The organism is Pseudomonas sp. PDM28, from assembly GCF_019219115.1.
Classification (GTDB): Bacteria; Pseudomonadota; Gammaproteobacteria; order Pseudomonadales; family Pseudomonadaceae; genus Aquipseudomonas; species Aquipseudomonas laurylsulfatiphila.
The window spans coordinates 1-18,430 of record NZ_JAHUWG010000013.1 but is presented as its reverse complement, the minus strand read 5'-3'; the positions used below and the strand labels follow the sequence as shown (position 1 = coordinate 18,430).

General features: G+C 62.4%; 15 protein-coding genes and 1 pseudogene. 2 read left to right on the top strand and 14 right to left on the bottom strand.

The features are described from left to right. Window positions 1–2: 2 nt before the first annotated feature. From KW841_RS26705 to KW841_RS26650, 12 genes are all read right to left on the bottom strand, one after another. Window positions 3–1,139 carry a glycosyltransferase gene (locus KW841_RS26705; RefSeq protein ID WP_218480350.1) on the bottom strand — a complete coding sequence of 379 codons (1,137 nt, stop codon included), beginning with the start codon at window positions 1,137–1,139 and terminating at the stop codon, window positions 3–5. Continuing rightward, on the bottom strand, window positions 1,132–2,100 hold the full coding sequence (locus KW841_RS26700; protein WP_218480349.1) for a glycosyltransferase family 2 protein: 969 nt from the start codon (window positions 2,098–2,100) through the stop codon (window positions 1,132–1,134). The genes KW841_RS26705 and KW841_RS26700 overlap by 8 nt, the downstream gene beginning before the upstream one ends. Further along, window positions 2,097–3,464, bottom strand: a complete 1,368-nt coding sequence (locus tag KW841_RS26695) for an O-antigen ligase family protein (RefSeq protein WP_218480348.1) — start codon at window positions 3,462–3,464, stop codon at window positions 2,097–2,099. Before KW841_RS26695 ends, KW841_RS26700 begins: the two co-directional genes overlap by 4 nt. Then, a complete protein-coding gene (locus KW841_RS26690) occupies window positions 3,461–4,555 on the bottom strand; it encodes a glycosyltransferase family 4 protein (RefSeq protein WP_218480347.1) in 1,095 nt (364 codons plus the stop codon). Before KW841_RS26690 ends, KW841_RS26695 begins: the two co-directional genes overlap by 4 nt. Beyond that, window positions 4,552–6,144 (bottom strand): Wzz/FepE/Etk N-terminal domain-containing protein, encoded by a 1,593-nt coding sequence (locus tag KW841_RS26685; RefSeq protein ID WP_218480346.1) that lies wholly within the window; start codon window positions 6,142–6,144, stop codon window positions 4,552–4,554. Before KW841_RS26685 ends, KW841_RS26690 begins: the two co-directional genes overlap by 4 nt. 16 nt (window positions 6,145–6,160) lie before the next feature. Then, on the bottom strand, window positions 6,161–7,189 hold the full coding sequence (locus KW841_RS26680) for a polysaccharide biosynthesis/export family protein (protein ID WP_218480345.1): 1,029 nt from the start codon (window positions 7,187–7,189) through the stop codon (window positions 6,161–6,163). A 22-nt stretch (window positions 7,190–7,211) separates the two neighbouring features. Then, window positions 7,212–7,859: a CpsD/CapB family tyrosine-protein kinase gene (locus KW841_RS26675; protein ID WP_218480344.1), complete on the bottom strand. Its 648-nt coding sequence runs from the start codon at window positions 7,857–7,859 to the stop codon at window positions 7,212–7,214. Continuing rightward, window positions 7,860–8,606, bottom strand: a complete 747-nt coding sequence (locus KW841_RS26670; protein ID WP_218480343.1) for a sugar transferase — start codon at window positions 8,604–8,606, stop codon at window positions 7,860–7,862. A gap of 149 nt (window positions 8,607–8,755) precedes the next feature. Next, complete coding sequence (locus tag KW841_RS26665; protein WP_218480342.1) at window positions 8,756–9,760, bottom strand: NAD-dependent epimerase; 1,005 nt, start codon at window positions 9,758–9,760, stop codon at window positions 8,756–8,758. Next, entirely contained in the window at window positions 9,757–11,109 is a 1,353-nt protein-coding gene (locus tag KW841_RS26660; RefSeq protein ID WP_218480341.1) for a UDP-glucose/GDP-mannose dehydrogenase family protein, read from the bottom strand. The genes KW841_RS26665 and KW841_RS26660 overlap by 4 nt, the downstream gene beginning before the upstream one ends. 483 nt (window positions 11,110–11,592) lie before the next feature. Then, a complete protein-coding gene (locus tag KW841_RS26655; protein ID WP_218480340.1) occupies window positions 11,593–13,533 on the bottom strand; it encodes an acyltransferase family protein in 1,941 nt (646 codons plus the stop codon). A gap of 272 nt (window positions 13,534–13,805) precedes the next feature. Then, window positions 13,806–14,870, bottom strand: a complete 1,065-nt coding sequence (locus KW841_RS26650) for an AraC family transcriptional regulator (RefSeq protein WP_218480339.1) — start codon at window positions 14,868–14,870, stop codon at window positions 13,806–13,808. A 71-nt stretch (window positions 14,871–14,941) separates the two neighbouring features. On the opposite strand from KW841_RS26650, the gene KW841_RS26645 reads away from it, so the two are divergent. Beyond that, window positions 14,942–15,856 carry a LysR family transcriptional regulator gene (locus KW841_RS26645; RefSeq protein ID WP_218480338.1) on the top strand — a complete coding sequence of 305 codons (915 nt, stop codon included), beginning with the start codon at window positions 14,942–14,944 and terminating at the stop codon, window positions 15,854–15,856. Between the two features lie 136 nt (window positions 15,857–15,992). On the opposite strand, the gene KW841_RS26640 is transcribed toward KW841_RS26645, so the two are convergent. Then, a complete protein-coding gene (locus tag KW841_RS26640; RefSeq protein ID WP_256357968.1) occupies window positions 15,993–16,913 on the bottom strand; it encodes a LysR family transcriptional regulator in 921 nt (306 codons plus the stop codon). A 94-nt stretch (window positions 16,914–17,007) separates the two neighbouring features. Here KW841_RS26640 and KW841_RS26635 point away from each other — a divergent pair, with 94 nt between their 5' ends. Then, window positions 17,008–17,847, top strand: coding sequence for an AraC family transcriptional regulator (locus KW841_RS26635; RefSeq protein ID WP_218480337.1), 840 nt, complete (start codon window positions 17,008–17,010; stop codon window positions 17,845–17,847). 349 nt (window positions 17,848–18,196) lie between these two features. Here KW841_RS26635 and KW841_RS26630 read toward each other — a convergent pair. After that, window positions 18,197–18,430, bottom strand: a pseudogene (locus KW841_RS26630) (hypothetical protein); the annotation flags it as partial.

Sequence of the window (18,430 nt, the reverse complement as noted above, 5' to 3'; positions counted from 1 at the left end):
TCTCATCGATTTTGCTCGGGGTTCCATTGGGCGTAACGCTGACCGCGCAGGAACTGCCACAGGCCAATGCTCATCCCGGCAAGGGTCACCAGAAGGAACGCGGCGAGGCGAAAGGGTTTGGGCAAGCGGTGTTGCGAATCCAGCAGGCCGGCAATGGCCACCGTGTAGCCGAGCAGTTGCGCGATCAGGCTCAGGCGATAGAAGTCGTGCTCTTCCCACAGCCAGAAATTGCTCAGCAGCAACGGCAGCAACAGGATCGGCGCCAGTCGCCGGATCAGCTTGTGGCTGATCAGGGCAATCGCATACAGGCCGTGGGTCAGCGGATTGAGCAGCTCGCGGCGCTGGGCCAGGCTTTGCAGGCCGCCGACCGTGACCCGCTGACGGCGGCGGAACTGCTTGTCGGCTTCGTCCACGCCCTGGTCGATCACCCGGGCCTGGGGCACGTAGACAATCTTTTTGAAGGCCGCCGGGGCGCAGGTGCTGATAAAGAAGTCGTCGTTGACCTCCGCCGGCACGTTCTGGAACAACTCGCGGCGCAGGGCAAGCAATGCGCCGTCGGCGGAGACCATGCAACCGGTGCGATTTTCCACGTAGCGCAGCCAGCCTTCGTAATGCCGATACAGGCTGTCGCCAATGCTCAGGCCCTTGCCGGTCACCGGGATCACCATGTGCCCGGCGCAGCCACCGACCTGCGGGTCGTTGAGTGGTGCGAGCAGATGGCCGAGGGTGTCGCCGGACCATTGGTTGTCGGCGTCGGTGAACACCAGGATCTCGCCGCTGCTGATCGCGACCCCGGCATTGAGCGTCGCCGCCTTGCCCTGGCGGGTCAGGTCGAGCACGCTGATGCGCGGGTCATCGACCCTGCGGGCGCAGGCCACGGTGTCGTCGGTCGAACCGTCACTGGCGAGGATGATGTGCAGCGAGCGGGCCTGGTAATCCTGGGCCAGCACGGTACGCAGTTTTTCCTCGATATGCCGCGCCTCGTTGTGTGCGGCAATCACGATGCTCACGTCCATCGGTTGAGCCGGCCCATGACGCGGTGCCCGATAAAAGGGTGCCAGCAACGTCAGTAACAGGGGATAGCCGAGGTAGGCGTAGACCGGTAGCAACAGGCACAACCAGAAAATGAATTCAGCCACGGGCGGGCCTCCTGGCATTCCAATGACAAAGGCTGAGGATGAATCCGGCACCCGCCAGGTGCAGGCGCACCCAGTGCAGCCCCCAGAGTTGCAGGGTCAGGCGCATGTCGTGGTGTTTGGCACTCTGGCGCAGGCTCAGGCCCAGGGCGGGCAGGACGGTCAGCAACAGCATCAGCAGCCCATGGTGGGGGAAGCCGTCGAGCAGGGCGGAAATGGCCAGGAAGTCGATCCCCCAGGCGGCCATCGACAGCAGCGGAAAACGCAGCAAGCGCAGGCTTGGGCCGTGGGTGCGCAGCAGTTGCAGATGACTGCCCTGGCGCCACAGCTCCTTGCCCATCCATTCGCGCCAACTGCCTTCGTAGCCCCAGTGCAGTGCCACGCTCTGGTTCACCGAGCGCAGCCTGGCGCCCGCATCGGCCAGGCGCATGGTCAGTTCCTTGTCCTCGCCGGTGCGCAGCTGTTCATTGAAACCGCCAACCTTGTCGAACCAGCGACGGCGCATCAGCAGGTTGGAACTGGGCAGCCATTGCACGACATGCAACGGCTGCGAATCGGGGCGCAAGGTGCGGCGCTGCCAGGCATCGGCGTACCACGGCGCTTCGGCCGGGGTGTGCAGGTCAAGCCCCATGACATCGGCCTGGCCGGCGGATTCGAGGTCGAACAGCAACTCGAACCAGTTCTCGGGCATCTCGACGTCGGCATCGATAAAGGCCAGCCATTCACCCCGGGCGATCGCCGCGCCGCGATTGCGCAATGCGCCGATGAGCAGGCCTGGCAGGACCAGCACCTGGGCGCCGAACTGCCGGGCGATGTGCGGGCCCTGGTCGTCGGAGCCGTTGTCGACCACGATCAACTCGCATTCCACCCTGGCCGCATCGGCGGCATGTTGTGCCGCAAACAGGGTCCGGGCGATGTGCCGGGCTTCGTTGTACATCGGGATGACGATACTGATGCGGTTCATGCCCTGACCTCCGTCAACGGGGCTTCTTCGGCTTTGGTGCGCAGCACGCTGGTCAACGCGAGCATGATCCACAGGTACTTGTGGTTCGGCGCGCTGAGGAACATCAGGAACAAGGTCAACGACAGAAAACTCATGCTCAGGTGGGTCATCACATCGGCCCGCGCTGCGTCCCCGCGCAACAGCCAGGCCCGGCGGGCGCGAAGCAGGTTGTACAAGCCCAGGGCGAGCATGCCGACGAACATCAGGCCGGCGGGAATCCCCAGTTCACTGAAGATTTCCAGGTAGGTGTTGTGGGCGCGCCGGTACAGGTCTTGCGTCTCGCCCTTGATGGAAAAAGCCTTGGCGTAACCGGTGGTGGCGTAGTGCAGCGGGAACGTGCCGGGGCCGGTGCCGAGCAAGGGGTTCTCGGCGATCATCGCGCTGCCGACCACAATGTAGGAGGCGCGACGACCCAGGGACGGGTCCTGGCTCTTGGCCCCGGAACTGAGGATGCTCAGCGACTGGATACGCGCCACGTAACCGGCCGGCATCGCATAGAGCCCCAGCGGAATCACAATCGCCAGGCCGAGCATGGCAAAGCCCAGGTGGCGCGGGCGAATGCGTGGCAACTGCGCACGGTAATGCCACGCACCGATCAACAGGCTGAGGAACAACACCACCAGCCCCGAACGGGAATCGGTCTTGGTCATGCCGCCCAGCAACAGGAGGGTGCAGCCCCCCCAGAACAACCGGTGCAACAGGTTTGGGCTACGCACCACCAGCAACAACGCCATGGGCACGGCGAAGGCGATCAGCAGGGCAAAGTTGTTCGGGTCCTTGAGCAGCCCGGAGGCGCGCCCCGCGTCCTGGTATTTGGTGGAGAACATGGCCATGGCGCAGGTCACCGCGACACTGATGGCGACCAGCCGGGCGAACATGTCGAGGTTCAACTCACGCGCCACCAGCAGGGTGATGACAAACAGAATCAGGCCGACGCTCAATTCGCGCAGGTGGCCCAGGGAGATGCCCATGTCGTCGGTGTTCAACAGGCTCAGCAGGTACAGCAGCATGAAACCGACCAGCAAGTGCCAGATATTGCTGCGCAGGCGATCCGCCGGCAGTTGCCGAATCGCCAGTTGCAGCATCAGGACCAGCGCCAGCGAGGCCCCCAGGAACTTGGAGCCCGATAACGCGTTGTCCTTGAACAACCCCTCGAACGGCAGGATGGCGACAATGCCCAGCAGGCCCCAGGCCGGCTTGCGGTACAGCACCGCGACACCCACCAGGCCCAGCACCGCGCCTGGCGCCAGGTACGGATAGGGGCTGGCCAGCAAACCGAGGCAGACCAGGCCGAGCAAACTGACGATCGAGAGTGGAAAAATCACGCGCGTGCCTCCCGTGCAGTGCGGATGTAAAGCTGCGACCAGCGTTCGGCCAGGGCCTTGAGGTCGTAGCGATCCCGTTGCGTACGTTTTGCGTTGTCGATCAACTCGCCGGCCAGTGCCGGGTCTCGCACCAGCGTGCCGATTTGTCGGGCGAGGGCGGCGCTGTCGGTGGGCGCTGCGAGCAGGCCGTTGTGGCGGTCCTGCAGGACATCGGGAATCCCGCCGACGCCAAAGGCCACCACCGGCACGCCGGCCTGCATCGCTTCGAGCAGAATCATCGGCGTGCCTTCGGTACGCGAGCTGATCACCAGCGCATCGAGTTGCCGCCACCAGGCGCGCATGTCGGTCTGGTAACCCGGCAACGTGATGCGTGCCTGCATGCCCGCCTCGTCGATGCGCGCCTGCAGGCTTTCCCGCTCCGGCCCGTCGCCGAGCATCACCGCATCCAGTTGCGGATACTGCTGACACAACGGGATCAGCGCATCGAGAAACAGGTCAGGGCCTTTTTCACTGCTCAGGCGCCCGACGTAACCGGCCAGCCAGCGTTGACGTGCGCCACTGTGCGGCAGCAGGTCGTTGGCCGCCGGCAGGCCGTTGGGGATCACCTGCAACTTGTCCATGCGCACGTTGGCCTGGCGATGCAGCGCCGCAATGCTTTCGGCGACACACACCACCCGGTCCACCGAAGCCGTGCGGCACAGTTGCAGGCTCAGCCAGGTGTAGAACTTCTGCTTGCGGCTGCGCGGGGTGAAGCCGTGCTGGGTGATCACCAGGGGCAGGCGCAACAGCGTGGCGCCGACCCAGCCGAACAGCAGGCCCTTGAAGTTGTGCGTATTGATCAGTGGCCGCGAGTCCCGACGCTGGCGCAAATGCCCCAGCAACCCGCCCAGGCCTGTGCAGCCGAGGCAATCGACGCCTGCTTCGCGAAAACGCGCGATCAGCTCTGGCGGCGCATCGAGAAACAGCACCTGGTGCTGCCCCGGCGTCGCCAGACAATGGTCCAGCAGCATCCGCTCGGCGCCATAGAAACCGCCACTGCTGAGCAAATGAATGATCGGCAGGTCGCGGGTGGTGCCGAGCGCCGCGTTCAATTGCGCACCCAATGCACGAGGGCCGGAACGCTCCAGTTCTTGTGCGGATTGTGCGGCAGGGTGCTTTGATCGTTGAGCACCAGCAGCACCGGCAAGCCCAGTTCATGGCTGATTTGCGCAGGGTGCTTGAAGCGGTGGTCGAAGAACTCACGCACGTAGACCAGGGCAATCGCCAGCAGCAGACCGGTGAACAGCCCGAACGGAATGATCAGCAGCGGTTTGGGGAACGCAGCTTCAGTCGGTTCGAACGGCGGGCTGAGCACCCGGGCGTTGGACAGGTCGTTGTCCAGCGCGCGCGCGGTGCTGCTTTCGGCGAAGCGCTGGGCATAGGTGGAGAACGCCGCATGCAGCGCATCGATCTCGGTGTCCATCTGCCGCAGCTTGCTCTGGGTTTCCTGCAACTGGTGGATGCGGTTCTTGAACTCGGCAATGCGCGCGGTTTTCTGGTCGATGACCGAACTGATCGTCGCCAGGTCGCTGGTGCGCTCCTGAATCCGGTTGCTGACAATCTTCAAGAACTGCCCACGGGTGCGGGTGATTTGCTCTCGTGCCAGCAGCATCGGCTCACTGCTGGGCTGAAAGATCGCCAGGTCGCTCATGTAGCGGCTGACCAGGGTCGTCAGTTGCTCACCCAGTTGCTTGATCTCGCGGTCTTCGAAAGCGACGTTGTCGACCGTGGTGGTGAAGGTGTAGGGGAAGGTGTAGTCGTTGAACCGGGCGTTGTTGGCGGTGGCCAGGTTGGTTTTCAGGTATTCGAGCCAGCGCTGGCTTTGCAGCAACCGGTCCTGATACAGGTTGAGCGCCTGCTCCTCGGTGTTGATCGCGTTGAGGCGAAAGGTGATTTCTTCCTTGGGATCGGACGAGCCGATCTTTTCGAGCAAGGCCAGGCGGTTGGCTTCCAGGCCATCGAGACGCACCTGGTACTGCAACTTCTTGGTTTCGTAGAAGCTCTGCGGCAGGTCGATCGATTGCATTTCCTGGCGGTTGACCAGGTAGTTCTGCAGCAGGGCGGAGACGAAGCGGGTGCCCTGGGCCGGGTCAGGGAAGCTGTAGACAATCGAGATCACGTTGGAGCCTGGCAAGGTTTCAACCTTGAGGGCGTCGGACGCTTCCTGCGTGAGGACATCGAGTTCGGTGTCGCGTACCGGATCGGTCTGCAGCCCCAGCATGCTGCGAAGCGGGTTGATCACCTGCTCGCGAACGGGATTGCTGACATACCGTTTGAACGGCTGCACCAGCAGTTTGTTGAAGACGCTCACGGGCGGTGTGTACTCACCCTTTTCGCGCAACTGGCCGATGGTCTGGCGGATCAAGGCCGGCGAACGCAAGATATTGCTCTCGGTCTCCATGTCCGCCAGCGACGGCGGAATGAAGGACGCGTTCTCCTGATTGAGGGTGCTGGTGGCATCCCCCTGGGAGAGTTTCTTGGACTGCACGATCACCTGGGCGGTGATATCGAAGCTCTGCTTGAGCATCAGCGGCAAGACCACGGCGATCACTGCAAAGACCAGGAATACTCGTTTCACCAACTGCTTGTTGGCGAAAAAGATCCTGAAGAACTCGTGCAGGTAGTTTTCCTTTGGATTCATGGCGGTCACCTGAGAGTTAGTCGTTGCTGTCTTTGTTGTCGACGCGATAGCTGAAGCTCATGCCCACGCCCTGGAACAACACCACGTCCGCCAGTTGCCGGGCGAGCTCGCCGGCGCTGGCCAGTTTGGTCTTGGGCACGTACAGCATGTCGTCCGCCTGCAGGTAGGCGATCTGCGAGGCATCGCCGGACAAGGCTTTCTCCACGTCATAACGATGCGCGACCACCTGGTTGCCGTTGCGCCGCATGATCATCACCGAGTCCAGGCGCGCCTTGACGTTGGAGCCGCGTGCCATGGTCAGGGCCTCAAGCACCGACACCGGGCGGCGGATCGGGTAGGAGCCCGGCTGGCCGACTTCACCCAGCACAAAAATCTCATTGCCGGCGGTGGACTTGAGCAGCACGTCCACGGTCATGCGCCCCGGCAAGGTGGCGTAGCGTTTATTGAGGAAGGCCTCCAGTTGGTTGACGGTCATGCCTTGCAGCGGCACGGCGCCGATTTCCGGGAAACTGGCGTAGCCGTCGGTGCCCACGGTGATTTCCCGGCTCATGCCGGTGCCGGGGTGGTTGAGCACGGACTTGAGGTTCTGTTCATTGGTCAGCGGGCTCACCAGGTTCACCGACAGTTGATTGCGGTTGGGCTGGAACAGCTGTTTGCGGTCGTAGGCGCGCTGAATCGCATCACGAGCCTGATCGCGGGTCAGTCCCTCGATTTTCACCGAGGTGTTGGCCCCGGGCAGTTCGATGGTGCCATCGGGCAGCACCAGCTGGTTGCCGTTGAGCTGGCTGGCGGCGGTGAAGTTCAGCGAGATCATGTCCCCGGACTGCACGCGATAGGCGTCGGAACCACTGGTGCTGATGTGGAAAATCACGTCCAGTACATCTTGTGGCCGCAAGGTCTGCTCGACCTTGGGCACGTCGGTGGCCTGGGCATTGGCCGGCGGGGCCGTGAGGATCTGCACCGGCATGCTTTGGGACTGGTCGGAGGAAGTGCTGGAGCAACCTGCAAGCGGCAGCAACAGCAGGACAAGCATCTTGGCGTTCATGGCGTCATCCTTATCTGGTGGCTCACAGGTTTTTGTACAGCCACTTGGGCATGTAGTACTTGCGTCGGTTGAACACGCTGCCGACCAGTTTCGCGCCAGCCTGGCTCAGGCGCTGGGCCGCGGCCTGGGCCACTTCCCAGCGAGTGTCTTCAGAGCGCACGACCATGACCACGCCGTCCGCCTGGGTGCTGATGGCCAGGGTGTCGGAATCCGAATACACGGCATCGCCGTCGATCACCACGAAGCGGTACTGACTGCCGAGTTGATCGAGCAGCGGGCCCAGGCGTTCAGGTGTCATGTGTTCGTTACCCCGGGGCTGGCGGCCGAACGGCAGGACGTGGAACGGCAGGCTGGACACGTTCACCACACAGTCCTGCAACAAGGGCGGGTTCTGGGTGTTGAACAGCAAGTCGTGAAACCCCCGTTCCCTGGTCAGCCCCAACTGTTGCGTGAGGTTGGTCGCCGACTGGCTGGCGTCCACCAGCAGCACCAGGCCGCTGCTCATCTGCGCCAGTTGGCTGGCCAGCGCCAGGGCGCTGGTGGTGGTGCCCGCGCCGGGGTTGGCGGCGGTCAGGAACAGGATCCGCAGGTCCTGGTCCAGCACGGTCGATGTCAGGTTGGACTCGCTCGGGCTGGCAATGCTGAGGCTTTTAGCAGTTGAACCGTCCATTTAACTCGCTCCGTGGCCGCTGAATACTTTGAAAGGGGTTTTCAACAGAATCTTCAAATCAAGCAGCAGGCTCTGTTGGGCGATGTAACGCAGATCCAGCTCAACGCGCTGGTCGAAATCGATATTGCTGCGCCCGGATATCTGCCACAGGCCGGTCATGCCGGGGTAGATGCTCAGGCGAACGAGGTGTTTGTCCTTGTAGCGGTAGGCGTTGAACGAAGTGGGCCGGGGGCCGACAAGACGCATGTCGCCGGTCACGACGTTGAACAGGTTCGGCAGTTCATCGAGGCTGGTGCGCCGCAGAAAGCCGCCGATGCCGGTGATGCGTGGGTCTTTGTCGATCTTGAAATCGATGGCGTCGGCGCCGTGCTTGTTCAGGTGCCGCAGGGACTCCTTGAGCTCCTCGGCGTTGATGACCATGGTGCGGAACTTGTACATGCCGAACAGGCGGCCGCGGTAACCGGTGCGTTTCTGCACGAACATCACCGGCCCCGGGCTTGTACATTTGATGGCCAGCGCCAGGCCCAGCAGCACCGGCGCAATCAGCACCAGGATCAGCAGCGCACCGCAGCTGGCCAACACGCGGTTGGTGCGCGACAGGGTCCAGGGTCGGCCACCGTCGCGACCGGTCATCCAGCCACGTCCCTGCATGTGAATGGCGGCGTCCATGCGCATGCGGTGCTCGGGGTCCATGCGCTTGTCCCTGCGCATTGTGTCCAGGGGCACACTTTTCTCATGACCAGTCATAATTCCTCCGCAAAGTTCAGCCGCGTGCGGCGTGGGCGATAGGCAGTTAGTTAGTATTAATCACTAATTAATTAGTTGATTAGTGTTAATCAGTTAATTACTTGGTTAGTGCTAATTATATAGTTACTTAGTTAGTTCTAATTATTGGGTTAGTAGTAAGCGCGGAACCAGGCGACGAAGCGCCCAAGTCCCTCATCCAGCTCGATGCGCGGCTGGAAATCGGTCGCGCGAGCCAGGTCGCTGGCATCGGCGCAGGTGTTGAGGACATCGCCGGGCTGCAGCGGCAGTAGCTCGACCCGGGCTTTTTGCCCCATGTGTTTTTCCAGCAGCGCCAGGTAATCCTTGAGCGCTACCGGGTGCTGGCCGCCGATATTGAAAATCCGCCAGGGCGCCATGCTCGTGGCCGGGTCCGGGTGTTCGCGGTCCCATTGGTCATCGGCTTGCGGTGGGCACTCGATCAGGCGCGTGATGCTTTCGATGATGTCGTCGATGTAGGTGAAGTCGCGCTGGTGCTCGCCGTAGTTGAACAGCTTCAGTGGCTGCTCTTCGGCGATGGCCCGGGCGAACTGGATCGGCGACATGTCAGGCCGTCCCCAGGGGCCGTATACCGTGAAGAAGCGCAGCCCGGTGCAGGGAATGCCGAACAGGTGGCTGTAGCTGTGGGCCATCAACTCGTTGGACTTCTTGGTCGCGGCATACAGCGAGAGCGGATGATCGACACCATCGCGCACCGAGTAGGGTGTGTGCTGGTTGGCGCCATACACCGAGCTGGACGAGGCGTAGATCAAGTGTTTGACCGGGTGGTTGCGGCAGCTTTCGAGGATGTTCAGGAAACCGCTCAAGTTGCTGTCCAGGTACGCCCGGGGATTTTCCAGGGAGTAGCGCACACCGGCCTGGGCCGCGAGGTGGATCACCACTTCAGGGTGTTCCTCGGCAAACAGCGTCTCGATGGCCGTGGCATCGGCCAGGTCAATCGTTGATAGCGGGAAAGGGCGTGCCTGCTCCTGCACCCAGCGCACGCGATCGTGCTTGAGTTGCGGGTCGTAGTAGCTGTTGAAGTTGTCCAGGCCGAACACCTGGTGGCCGTCGCGCAACAGTCGCAGCACGCAATGGGCACCAATGAAACCGGCCGCTCCGGTGACGAGAATCTTCATGGCCGTACGGCCTCGGGCACGATGTGGCGCAAGCCGATGCCGCTGTAGTGCAGGCCGGCAGCTGCCACCTGTTCCGGGTTGTAGAGGTTGCGCCCGTCGACGATCACCCGGCAGCGCAGTTTGCTCGCCAGCAGGTCGTAGTCGACCACGCGGAAGTTCTTCCACTCGGTGCAGATCACCAGGGCATCGGCGTCTTCGAGTGTGTCATCGCGGGTGGCGCACAGATGCAGGTCGTCGCGGTAGCCGTAGAGGCGCCGGCATTCGGACATGGCTTCCGGGTCGTAGGCCTGCACGCTCGCGCCTTCGGCCCAGAGTGCCTCCATCAGATAACGGCTGGGGGCTTCGCGCATGTCATCGGTGTTGGGTTTGAACGCCAGGCCCCACACGGCGATGGATTTGCCGGCCAGCCCGCCGGGGAATTGCGCCTTGAGTTTGCTGAACAGAATATGGCGCTGGCGGTCGTTGACCTCGGTCACGCTGCGCAGCAGACGCAAGGGCATGCCGCTTTGCTCGGCGGTGTGCAGGAGGGCGCGCAGGTCCTTGGGGAAGCAGGAACCGCCGAAGCCGCAACCGGGGTAGATGAAGTGGTAACCGATGCGCGGGTCCGAACCGATGCCCTTGCGCACCGCTTCGATATCGGCGCCCAGCAACTCGGTGAGGTTGGCCAGTTCGTTCATGAAGCTGATGCGCGTGGCCAGCATCGCGTTCGCCGCGTACTTGGTCAGCTCGGCACTGCGATTGTCCATGAACATCAGTTTTTCGCGGTTGCGGCAGAACGGTGCGTAGAGGTCGCTCATCTGGCTGCGGGCTTCATCGTCAGCGGTACCGACGATGATCCGGTCCGGGCGCATGCAATCGGCCAGGGCACTGCCTTCCTTGAGAAACTCCGGGTTGGACACCACCCGAACCTTCAACGAGCCTTTGCCGCGGCGCTGCAACTCTTCGACAGCGGTGGCACTGACCTGGTCCGCCGTGCCGACCGGCACCGTGGACTTGATGATCAGGGTGCGGTCGGCCTCCATGAAACTGGCAATCTGCCGGGCCACGTTCAGCACATGGCTGAGGTCGGCGGAACCGTCTTCGTCGGCGGGCGTACCGACGGCGATGAAGATCAGATCGGCATGCTCCACCGCATCGCTGGCCTGGGTGGTGAAGAGCAGGCGACCGGCCTTGATGTTTTCTTCAAGGGTGGCGCTAAGCCCTGGCTCACTGATCGGTGGCACGGCCTGTTGCAGTTGCCGGATCTTGTTCGGGTCGATGTCGACACACAGGACACGATGCCCGACATCGGCCAGTGCCGCTGCTTGTATCAGGCCAACATAGCCCGTACCAAATACGCTCACGTCCATATTGGCGTGCCTCGTAAGACGGTGGAGAGTCGCGAAGTAAAACTGTCAAAAGGGGTATAGACCAGCCTCGGTAAACCGCGTCAGCCATCCGGCATGTTAAATGGGCAAGACACCCCCAAACTCGGGGGGCCAATTGCCATCAACCTCGCACCACTGTTGGGTTTGCCCCCGATTTTGGGCGATTGGCGAAAGCCCAAAGAAAGCGATAAACGGTCGTAAGCCGCGAAATACAAGGGTTGTAGCAGCTTGAGTGTGTCAGATTTGAGTCACCGGTTTCTTGACGCTTTTCCCCAAAGTGCAGCAGTTTTTGCGCACGTATGGCGCAATGCTATCGTCAAGGATCAACCGACAAACTATTGGCAGGTGCCTGCCGGGGCATGGCAAATTCAACGATCCGACAGATCGACAGAGAGGCTGGCCATTGGCGGTTTCATGAGCCGGGCGCACCTTCTGCCGGGCGCCCGTGAGCGGGTGGAGGTGGTGTCAATTGACCACGCTGGCACCCAACCTGGCGTCGGCGGTTTGCGGGATGGCCTTGGGGTCGTGCAGCAGGGAGAAGCCACGATCGAGCAAGGTGTGGCCGATAAACCGCGAGCCCACTTCGTTCAAGTGTGAGTCGTCCAGGTACAGCAACTGACCCTCGATGATCGGGCTGCACACGCCGGCCGGGCATATCACCTGATTGGGGTCGATGAAGCGTATCTGCGGGAACCGGGCCTGCACGTCCGCCCAATAGGGCGGCAGAACGCTCTGGGCGACCGAGCAGTTGCGCCCGGTGCCGAACATCAGCCGGCGAATCGGGCAGCTCGCGGCCTTTTCGATGTGCTGGTTGCTCAGGATGACGATCACCTGGCCACTGTTCTCCACCACCCGCCGCAGGCTCGCCTCGACCAGATCCCTGGCCCGGTCATCCTTGGGCCAGATCGCCGCCAGTACCACGTAGCGATACTTGTTCTGCTCGATCAGGCTGAACACCCGCTCGTTGCGTTTGGCACAATGGGCCGCATACACCGCAGGCATTTCGGCGGTGTAGCCGAGGATCGGCGGGCAGGAGTCCATGGTGTAGTCCATGAGCATGATGTTGTTGGGCCTGGCCAGGATGTCGACCATGCCGGTGAAGTGATTGGCAAACGAGTCGCCGATCATGATGCCGTCCAGTTCATCCTTGGTTGCGCCCAGCCGGCAGTGCTCGTTAGGTTCGGTCTTGTACAGCGCATTGGGCACATGGCAGCCGCGGCGGACCTCGGCAGGCTTGTTCAGGGTCATCGCTTCAAGTGCCGAAACGCCGGCGTTGAAGCGTTGTGGAAAACCGTTGAACTGCAGGCTCAGCCCCGCCAGCACAGCCAGCCCCAACGCCGGAAGGGCAAACCGGCGGGTGAACACCCGGGCAAAGTGCAGGCTGGTCCCGGTACGGCGAAACGGCACTTCGACGTACCGCCAGGACAGCCACGACAGCAGGACAGCGGCGGCAATCAGCAGCGCGCCCACGGGCAGGTCGATGGGGATTTCCACGTAGTTCAGGAAGGCAATCAGCGGCCAGTGCCACAAATACAGCGAGTAGGAGATCAGGCCGACAAACACCATGGGCCGGCTGGTGAGCAAGCGTGAATGGCGTTCACCGCTGCCGGCCAGGATCAGCAAGGCGGCGCCCAGGCATGGAATCAAGGCGTTGATCCCGGGAAAGGTGGAGTTGGGATTCAAGGCAAACAGCGAGAAACCGATCAGCAGGTAGCCCGCCAGTGCATAGCCATGGGCCGCCCGTTTGCCGATCACGCGCGGTGAATGGAGGTAGATCGCCAACAGCCCGCCCAGCATCAGTTCGAAAAAACGCGTGGGCAGCAGGTAGTAGGCGGCCGTGGCGAAGACCCCCGTCGCGTACTCGGAAACCCCCACCGCCAGCACCACGCCGATGGCCAGCACGGGCAACACGTAACGCGGCGCCAGGCGATACAGCAACACGATGAACAGCGGCCAGATGACGTAGAACTGTTCTTCGATACCCAGCGACCAGGTGTGCAGCAAAGGCGCTTCGCTGGCATCGGCGGCGAAGTAGTTACCGTACTTGACCCAGATGTAGATGTTCGAGACGCCCAGCAGCGAGAGCAGGGCGCTGACATTGAGCCGGACCAGGTCGACCGGAGACAGGATGAAGGCGCCGGCGATCACGGTCGCCAGCAACACCGTCGCCAGCGCCGGTACGATGCGGTTGATGCGCCGCTGATAAAAGCCCTTGAGCGAGAACGCATTGCGCTTGACCTCGGAAAACACCTGGGAAGTGATGAGGAACCCCGAGATGACGAAGAAGATGTCGACGCCCACGTAGCCGCCGGGCAACAGGCCGGCCTTGAGGTGATGCAGCAGCACTGCAATCACCGCGACAGCGCGCAGCCCATCAATGTCGGAGCGATACTTGCCTTGAGCCATGCGCCTGACCATCCCTAAAACCGCAGCCATCCCTCGTCGTCCGACCCGTGACAATCGCTGTCAGGATTGCGGACACTCAACCCACCCATCATTTGTAGCTGGAAACCGGGGGGACGCAAAAAACCGATGACACCCGTGACGCACGAGCCTGGTTTTTTTGTGGCTTTCACTGTCCCTTGTGGGAGCTGGCTTGCCAGCGATGGTCGTCAACGATAACGCGGGTGAGCTGGATGAACGCGGCGCATTAGAGTCCATCGCCAGCAGGCTGGCTCCTACAGTTTCAGCGTGGGCATGGTCCCTTGCAGGAGCCGGGCTCGCCAGGCGCCCGGCGCGCACCCCAGCCACCGCAGGCAGGCGCGGTTGAAACTTTGTACATCGCTGTAGCCCAGGCGGTCGGAAATCTCCACCAGCTCCAGGTCTGTCCCCTGCAGAAAGTCTTCGGTCCGGTAGCGGCGGTACTCGTCGAGCAACTCGGAAAAACTCCAGCCCAACGCCTTCAAGCGTCGGGCTGCGGTGCGCTCGAGCAGATGCTGGGCGCTACACCATTGCTGCCAGTTGGCTTGTGCGAGGTCGACGATCAAATGGTCGCAGACTTGCTCCAGCAAGGTCGGTTCACTGTTGCGTCGGGTCTGCTCCAGCAGTTCGACCAGTGTCTGCTCCAGTTCATGATTGCCGGGCGTCAACGGGATGACGAACAGTTGTGGATCGAGGCGGATCGAGTGTTGTGCCTGTTGCCATTGCACAGGGGCGCGAAAGGCTTGCTCGTGATCCTGCGGGTTGGCGGTGCAGGGCCCGGTCAGCCCGATGCCCAGCACCGGATCGCGCCCCAGGCCGCTGGCGAGGAACTTGCGCCGCAACATGCTGCACAGGCTGATGAGGATGTAATCGGCGGTGGCTGCGCTGGCTTTCACGCTGCCGCAATCGAGCAGACGCAGTTCGACGGTGTCGCCGCCGCGCAGGATCTGCGCCTTGAAATGCCCGTTGAAAAACGGAAAGAAGCGCACGAAATACTGGCAGGCGCTGTCCAGTGATTCGGCCACGTCGAACAGGTACGTCAGGCCATTGGTGGCGGTGGAAACGAAGCGCCGACCGGCCGCCAGGCCGATCAGCGGGTCGCCGCTCTGTTCCAGGGCAAACGCCCAGAAGCGCCGCGACATGAACAGCGGAACGCGCATGAAGGGTGTGCGCAACTCGAACAGGCTGCGACGAAACAGGCCTTCGATGTGTTCGCGGTCCACACCGCGTGCCAGCAGCTCTTCGATGGCCGGCAGCAGGGTCGGCGCGTAGAACGCATTGGGTATGGCTTGATCGTGCATTGGCTGATCGCTTTTTGTCATGTAGGGCTCACAGCTTGTTCCGGAACACTGGTTAGGCTGCCCGACGTTAAGCGATTTGCCGGAGCAAGACCATGCTTGATTTACGCCAGCTCGATTTGAACCTGTTGCTCGCCTTCGATGCGATTTACCAGCAGCGCAGCGTCACCCGTGCCGCCGAGGTGATGTGCCTGTCGCAACCGGCCATGAGCAACGCGTTGCGTCGCCTGCGCGAGTTGTGCGGCGATCCGCTGTTCATCAAAAGTCGCCTGGGCGTGACGCCGACACTGGTCGCCCATCGTCTGGCCGACTACGTGCGTGCGGCGCTCGAGTCATTGCGCGATGGCTTGCGCATGATCCCCGCCGCGCGGCAGAACAATCCGCTGCTGCGCATCAGTTGTCTGGATTGCCTGCAACCGGTGCTGCTCGATGCCTTGCTCGAATCGCCCCATGCCGATTGGCAGGTGCGTTATTTCCAGCCCCGGCGCCGTGACGCCTTGCAGGACCTGGCCAGCGGCAAGCTGGATATCCTGATCGACCTCGACCAGCCGCTGGCCGGGCTTGCCGGCCTGCACAAGCAGGTATTGCCCGCCGACCATTACGTGTTCGCCTATGGCGCCGCGCTCAAGGCGCCGCCGCGCACCCTGCAGGAATATCTGGAGCAACCGCAGATTCAGGTGTCGAGCCGCCGCGACGGACTCAGCCCGGTGGACTTGCAACTGGGCTTGAAAGGCCTGCGCCGCCATATCGCGATGAGCACCCAGAGCACCCTGGCCGCGAAACTGATCGCCGACCGACAGCCGTTGGGCATCAGCCTGCCAAGCCGGGTCGCCAGTGTGCTGGGCCTGCAACAGGTGCCGCTGCCCCTGGACGAACCCGTGGAGTTGAAACTGGCGCTGTACATCGAGTCCCGCTATCGCTTCGAGCGCAGCCGCGAGGAAGCGATGCATTGCCTGCTGCGCGCCCTTGGTGAGCCCCGGGCATTGCAGGCGCTGGCGCGGCGGGCGTGACATCAAGGCAACGGCGAACCCTGTGGGAGCGAGCTTGCTCGCGATTGGGCCGTGTCAGCCGACATCATTGTTGAATGACAAACCGCTATCGCGAGCAAGCTCGCTCCCACAAGGATTGCGGCGTTGCAGGCAAGCCTTAGTTCGACGCCAACAAACGCCGGTCAACCGTCAGCACCGCCTCGACCATCGCCAGCGCCGCCGGTGTCAGGGAGTGCCCCGCGCGGCTGACGATGCCGTAGTGCAATTGCAGGCCGGGGTCGTCCTTGGGCACATCGGCAAACTCCAGCAGGCGGATCAGGCCCTGGTCGGCCAGTTCGGCCAGGGCCTCGATGGTCGCGATGCCCACCGCGTCGGAGCGCATCACCACGCGGCGGATGGCATCGAACTGCGCGCATTCCACGCTCGGGTTGAAGTCCGCCTCGCCCTGCGCGTCGGCGAGGATCTTGCGAATCATCGGCGGTATTCGCGTGCCGACCACCGCGTAGTCGAGCAGGGCGCGCAGGGACAGGTCCTGCTGGTGCGCCAGGGGATGACCGACACGGCAAAAGAACCGCCCGCGCCGGGGGCGCAACAGCTGCACCTGGTATTGCGGGTCGCCGGTGAAGTACCGCGCGTCGGCCACGAGGAATTCGATCTGCTGTTCACGCAGCCAGACCGCCAGTTGTTCCCAGTCGCCCTGGTGGAAACTGATGCGGATCGCCGGGTGCGCCTGGATGAATTCCGCCAGCGCCTCGGGCACCAGCAACTGTGCCGGATACGGACCACAGCCGAAGTGCAACTCGCCACCGGTCAGGCCGTTGTATTGCGTCAGTTCGTTGTGCAGGGCCTGGCTACCGGCGAGCAGGCGCCGGGCATGTTGCAGCACCAGTTCACCCTGGCCCGTCAGGCGGAATTCGCGGCTGCTGCGCTCCACCAGCGCGCAGTCGAGGTCGCGCTCCAGGGTCTGGATGCTGCGGCTGAAGGCCGGTTGGCTGAGGTTGATCGCCTCGGCGGCACGCCCGAAATTGCGGTAATCGGCCAGAGCGACAAGGTGGCGGAGTTGTCGTAGATCCATCATGCGTCTCCTGCATTTTGCGAATACTTTTAATGCATTGGATCGATAACACAGAGGCTGGCATAAGTACACGCCTGTCTTCTCGCCGTAACGTGCCATGACCAGCCAACCGTTCATTTCCAGCGCCTTCACCCGCACCATTCTCAGCCATGCCCGGCAGTCCGGCCTGTGTCAGGACCAACTGCTGCAACGGGCCGGCATCTGTCTTTCGTTGCTCGAAGGGCAGGATCTGCAGGTGCCTGCGCACCTGGTCGAGCGCTTGTGGAACGAATGCGAACGTGCGGGCGCGGGGGTGTCGTTTGGCTGTGAGCTGGTCAATGGCATGGCGACCACCACGTTGCGGGGGTTGAACATCCTGCTGGACTCCGCCGCCACCTTGCGCGCGAGCCTGGCGTGCTTCACTGATTTCCTGCCACGGGTGACCAACTATGTGGTGGCGGAACTGGAGGAGGGTGACGGGCAGGCCCGCCTGCACCTGCGCAACGCTGACCGGCAGGCGCATTTTTTCGGCCTCGATGCGGCGACCCTGACGCTTGTGCGCAACATTGCCCGACGTTTGGGACGGGCGCCGGCGGAGGTGTTTGTCTGCGTTCACCTGACGCCGCAGCAGGCAGCCGGGCAGTGGTTGCGTAGCGTGGGCATCGAGGTGCTGGAGGGGGCACATCCGTGTTTGAGCCTGCCAGCGGTTAGCCTTGATGAACCGTTGCTGGGGGCTAATGCGTTTTTGCATCAGAGCATGTTGCGGCATTGGCAGACTGCGGCGGCGCAAGATAGTCGTAGCGACAGTCTGGAGTTGGCGCGGCATTGGTTGACGGCAGGGGATCAGCCGATTGAGCGGATAGCCGAGCGGTTGGGGTATCGGCAGGCCAGTAATTTTATTCGGGCGTTTCGTAAGCGGTTTGGGGTTACGCCCAAGCAGTTTCGTCTGGGGGTGTAGTTTTGGTTTTTTGGTTGAGTACATATCCGTTATTTAGGTAACGGCGGCTGGCGGTTTCGCCCTTACGGCGACTCCCTTTTTTACAAGCGCCTAAAAAAGGAAGCAAAAAACGCTCGCCCCGAACGTACGGCCCCTCGCTGAGGCTCGGGGTACCTTCGCTGCGGTATTCATCCGGGGGCATTGCCCTCCGGTCGGCTTCGCTTCGACCTACATGCAATGAGTTCGACTGCGTCGAACGGCGCTGCGCGCCCATCCCCGGATGAACACCTCCACTCAGCCTTCCGAAGGGGCGGGCAGATCAAAAGCAGCCGAGGCGGCCTACCGGCCGGCCTGGTTTTCCTGACCGTGCTCAATTCAAAACTGTAGGAGCGAGCCTGCTCGCGATGACGGCCTGCCAGCCGATCGAAATCTTGCAGATGTACCGAATACCTGTGGGAGCGAGCTTGCTCGCGATGACGGCCTGCCAGCCGATCGAAATCTTGCAGATGTACCGAATACCTGTGGGAGCGAGCTTGCTCGCGATGACGGCCTGCCAGCCGATCGAAATCTTGCAGATGTACCGAATACCTGTGGGAGCGAGCTT

Excerpts from the sequence above, each read along its gene's own strand:
- KW841_RS26685 (WP_218480346.1), bottom strand. The coding sequence starts at position 6,144 with ATGAATCCAAAGGAAAACTACCTGCACGAGTTCTTCAGGATCTTTTTC.
- KW841_RS26635 (WP_218480337.1), top strand. The coding sequence starts at position 17,008 with ATGACCAGCCAACCGTTCATTTCCAGCGCCTTCACCCGCACCATTCTC.
- KW841_RS26665 (WP_218480342.1), bottom strand. The coding sequence starts at position 9,760 with ATGAAGATTCTCGTCACCGGAGCGGCCGGTTTCATTGGTGCCCATTGC.
- KW841_RS26640 (WP_256357968.1), bottom strand. The coding sequence starts at position 16,913 with ATGATGGATCTACGACAACTCCGCCACCTTGTCGCTCTGGCCGATTAC.
- KW841_RS26675 (WP_218480344.1), bottom strand. The coding sequence starts at position 7,859 with ATGGACGGTTCAACTGCTAAAAGCCTCAGCATTGCCAGCCCGAGCGAG.
- KW841_RS26680 (WP_218480345.1), bottom strand. The coding sequence starts at position 7,189 with ATGAACGCCAAGATGCTTGTCCTGCTGTTGCTGCCGCTTGCAGGTTGC.
- KW841_RS26700 (WP_218480349.1), bottom strand. The coding sequence starts at position 2,100 with ATGAACCGCATCAGTATCGTCATCCCGATGTACAACGAAGCCCGGCAC.
- KW841_RS26670 (WP_218480343.1), bottom strand. The coding sequence starts at position 8,606 with ATGACTGGTCATGAGAAAAGTGTGCCCCTGGACACAATGCGCAGGGAC.
- KW841_RS26660 (WP_218480341.1), bottom strand. The coding sequence starts at position 11,109 with ATGGACGTGAGCGTATTTGGTACGGGCTATGTTGGCCTGATACAAGCA.
- KW841_RS26650 (WP_218480339.1), bottom strand. The coding sequence starts at position 14,870 with ATGACAAAAAGCGATCAGCCAATGCACGATCAAGCCATACCCAATGCG.
- KW841_RS26655 (WP_218480340.1), bottom strand. The coding sequence starts at position 13,533 with ATGGCTCAAGGCAAGTATCGCTCCGACATTGATGGGCTGCGCGCTGTC.
- KW841_RS26645 (WP_218480338.1), top strand. The coding sequence starts at position 14,942 with ATGCTTGATTTACGCCAGCTCGATTTGAACCTGTTGCTCGCCTTCGAT.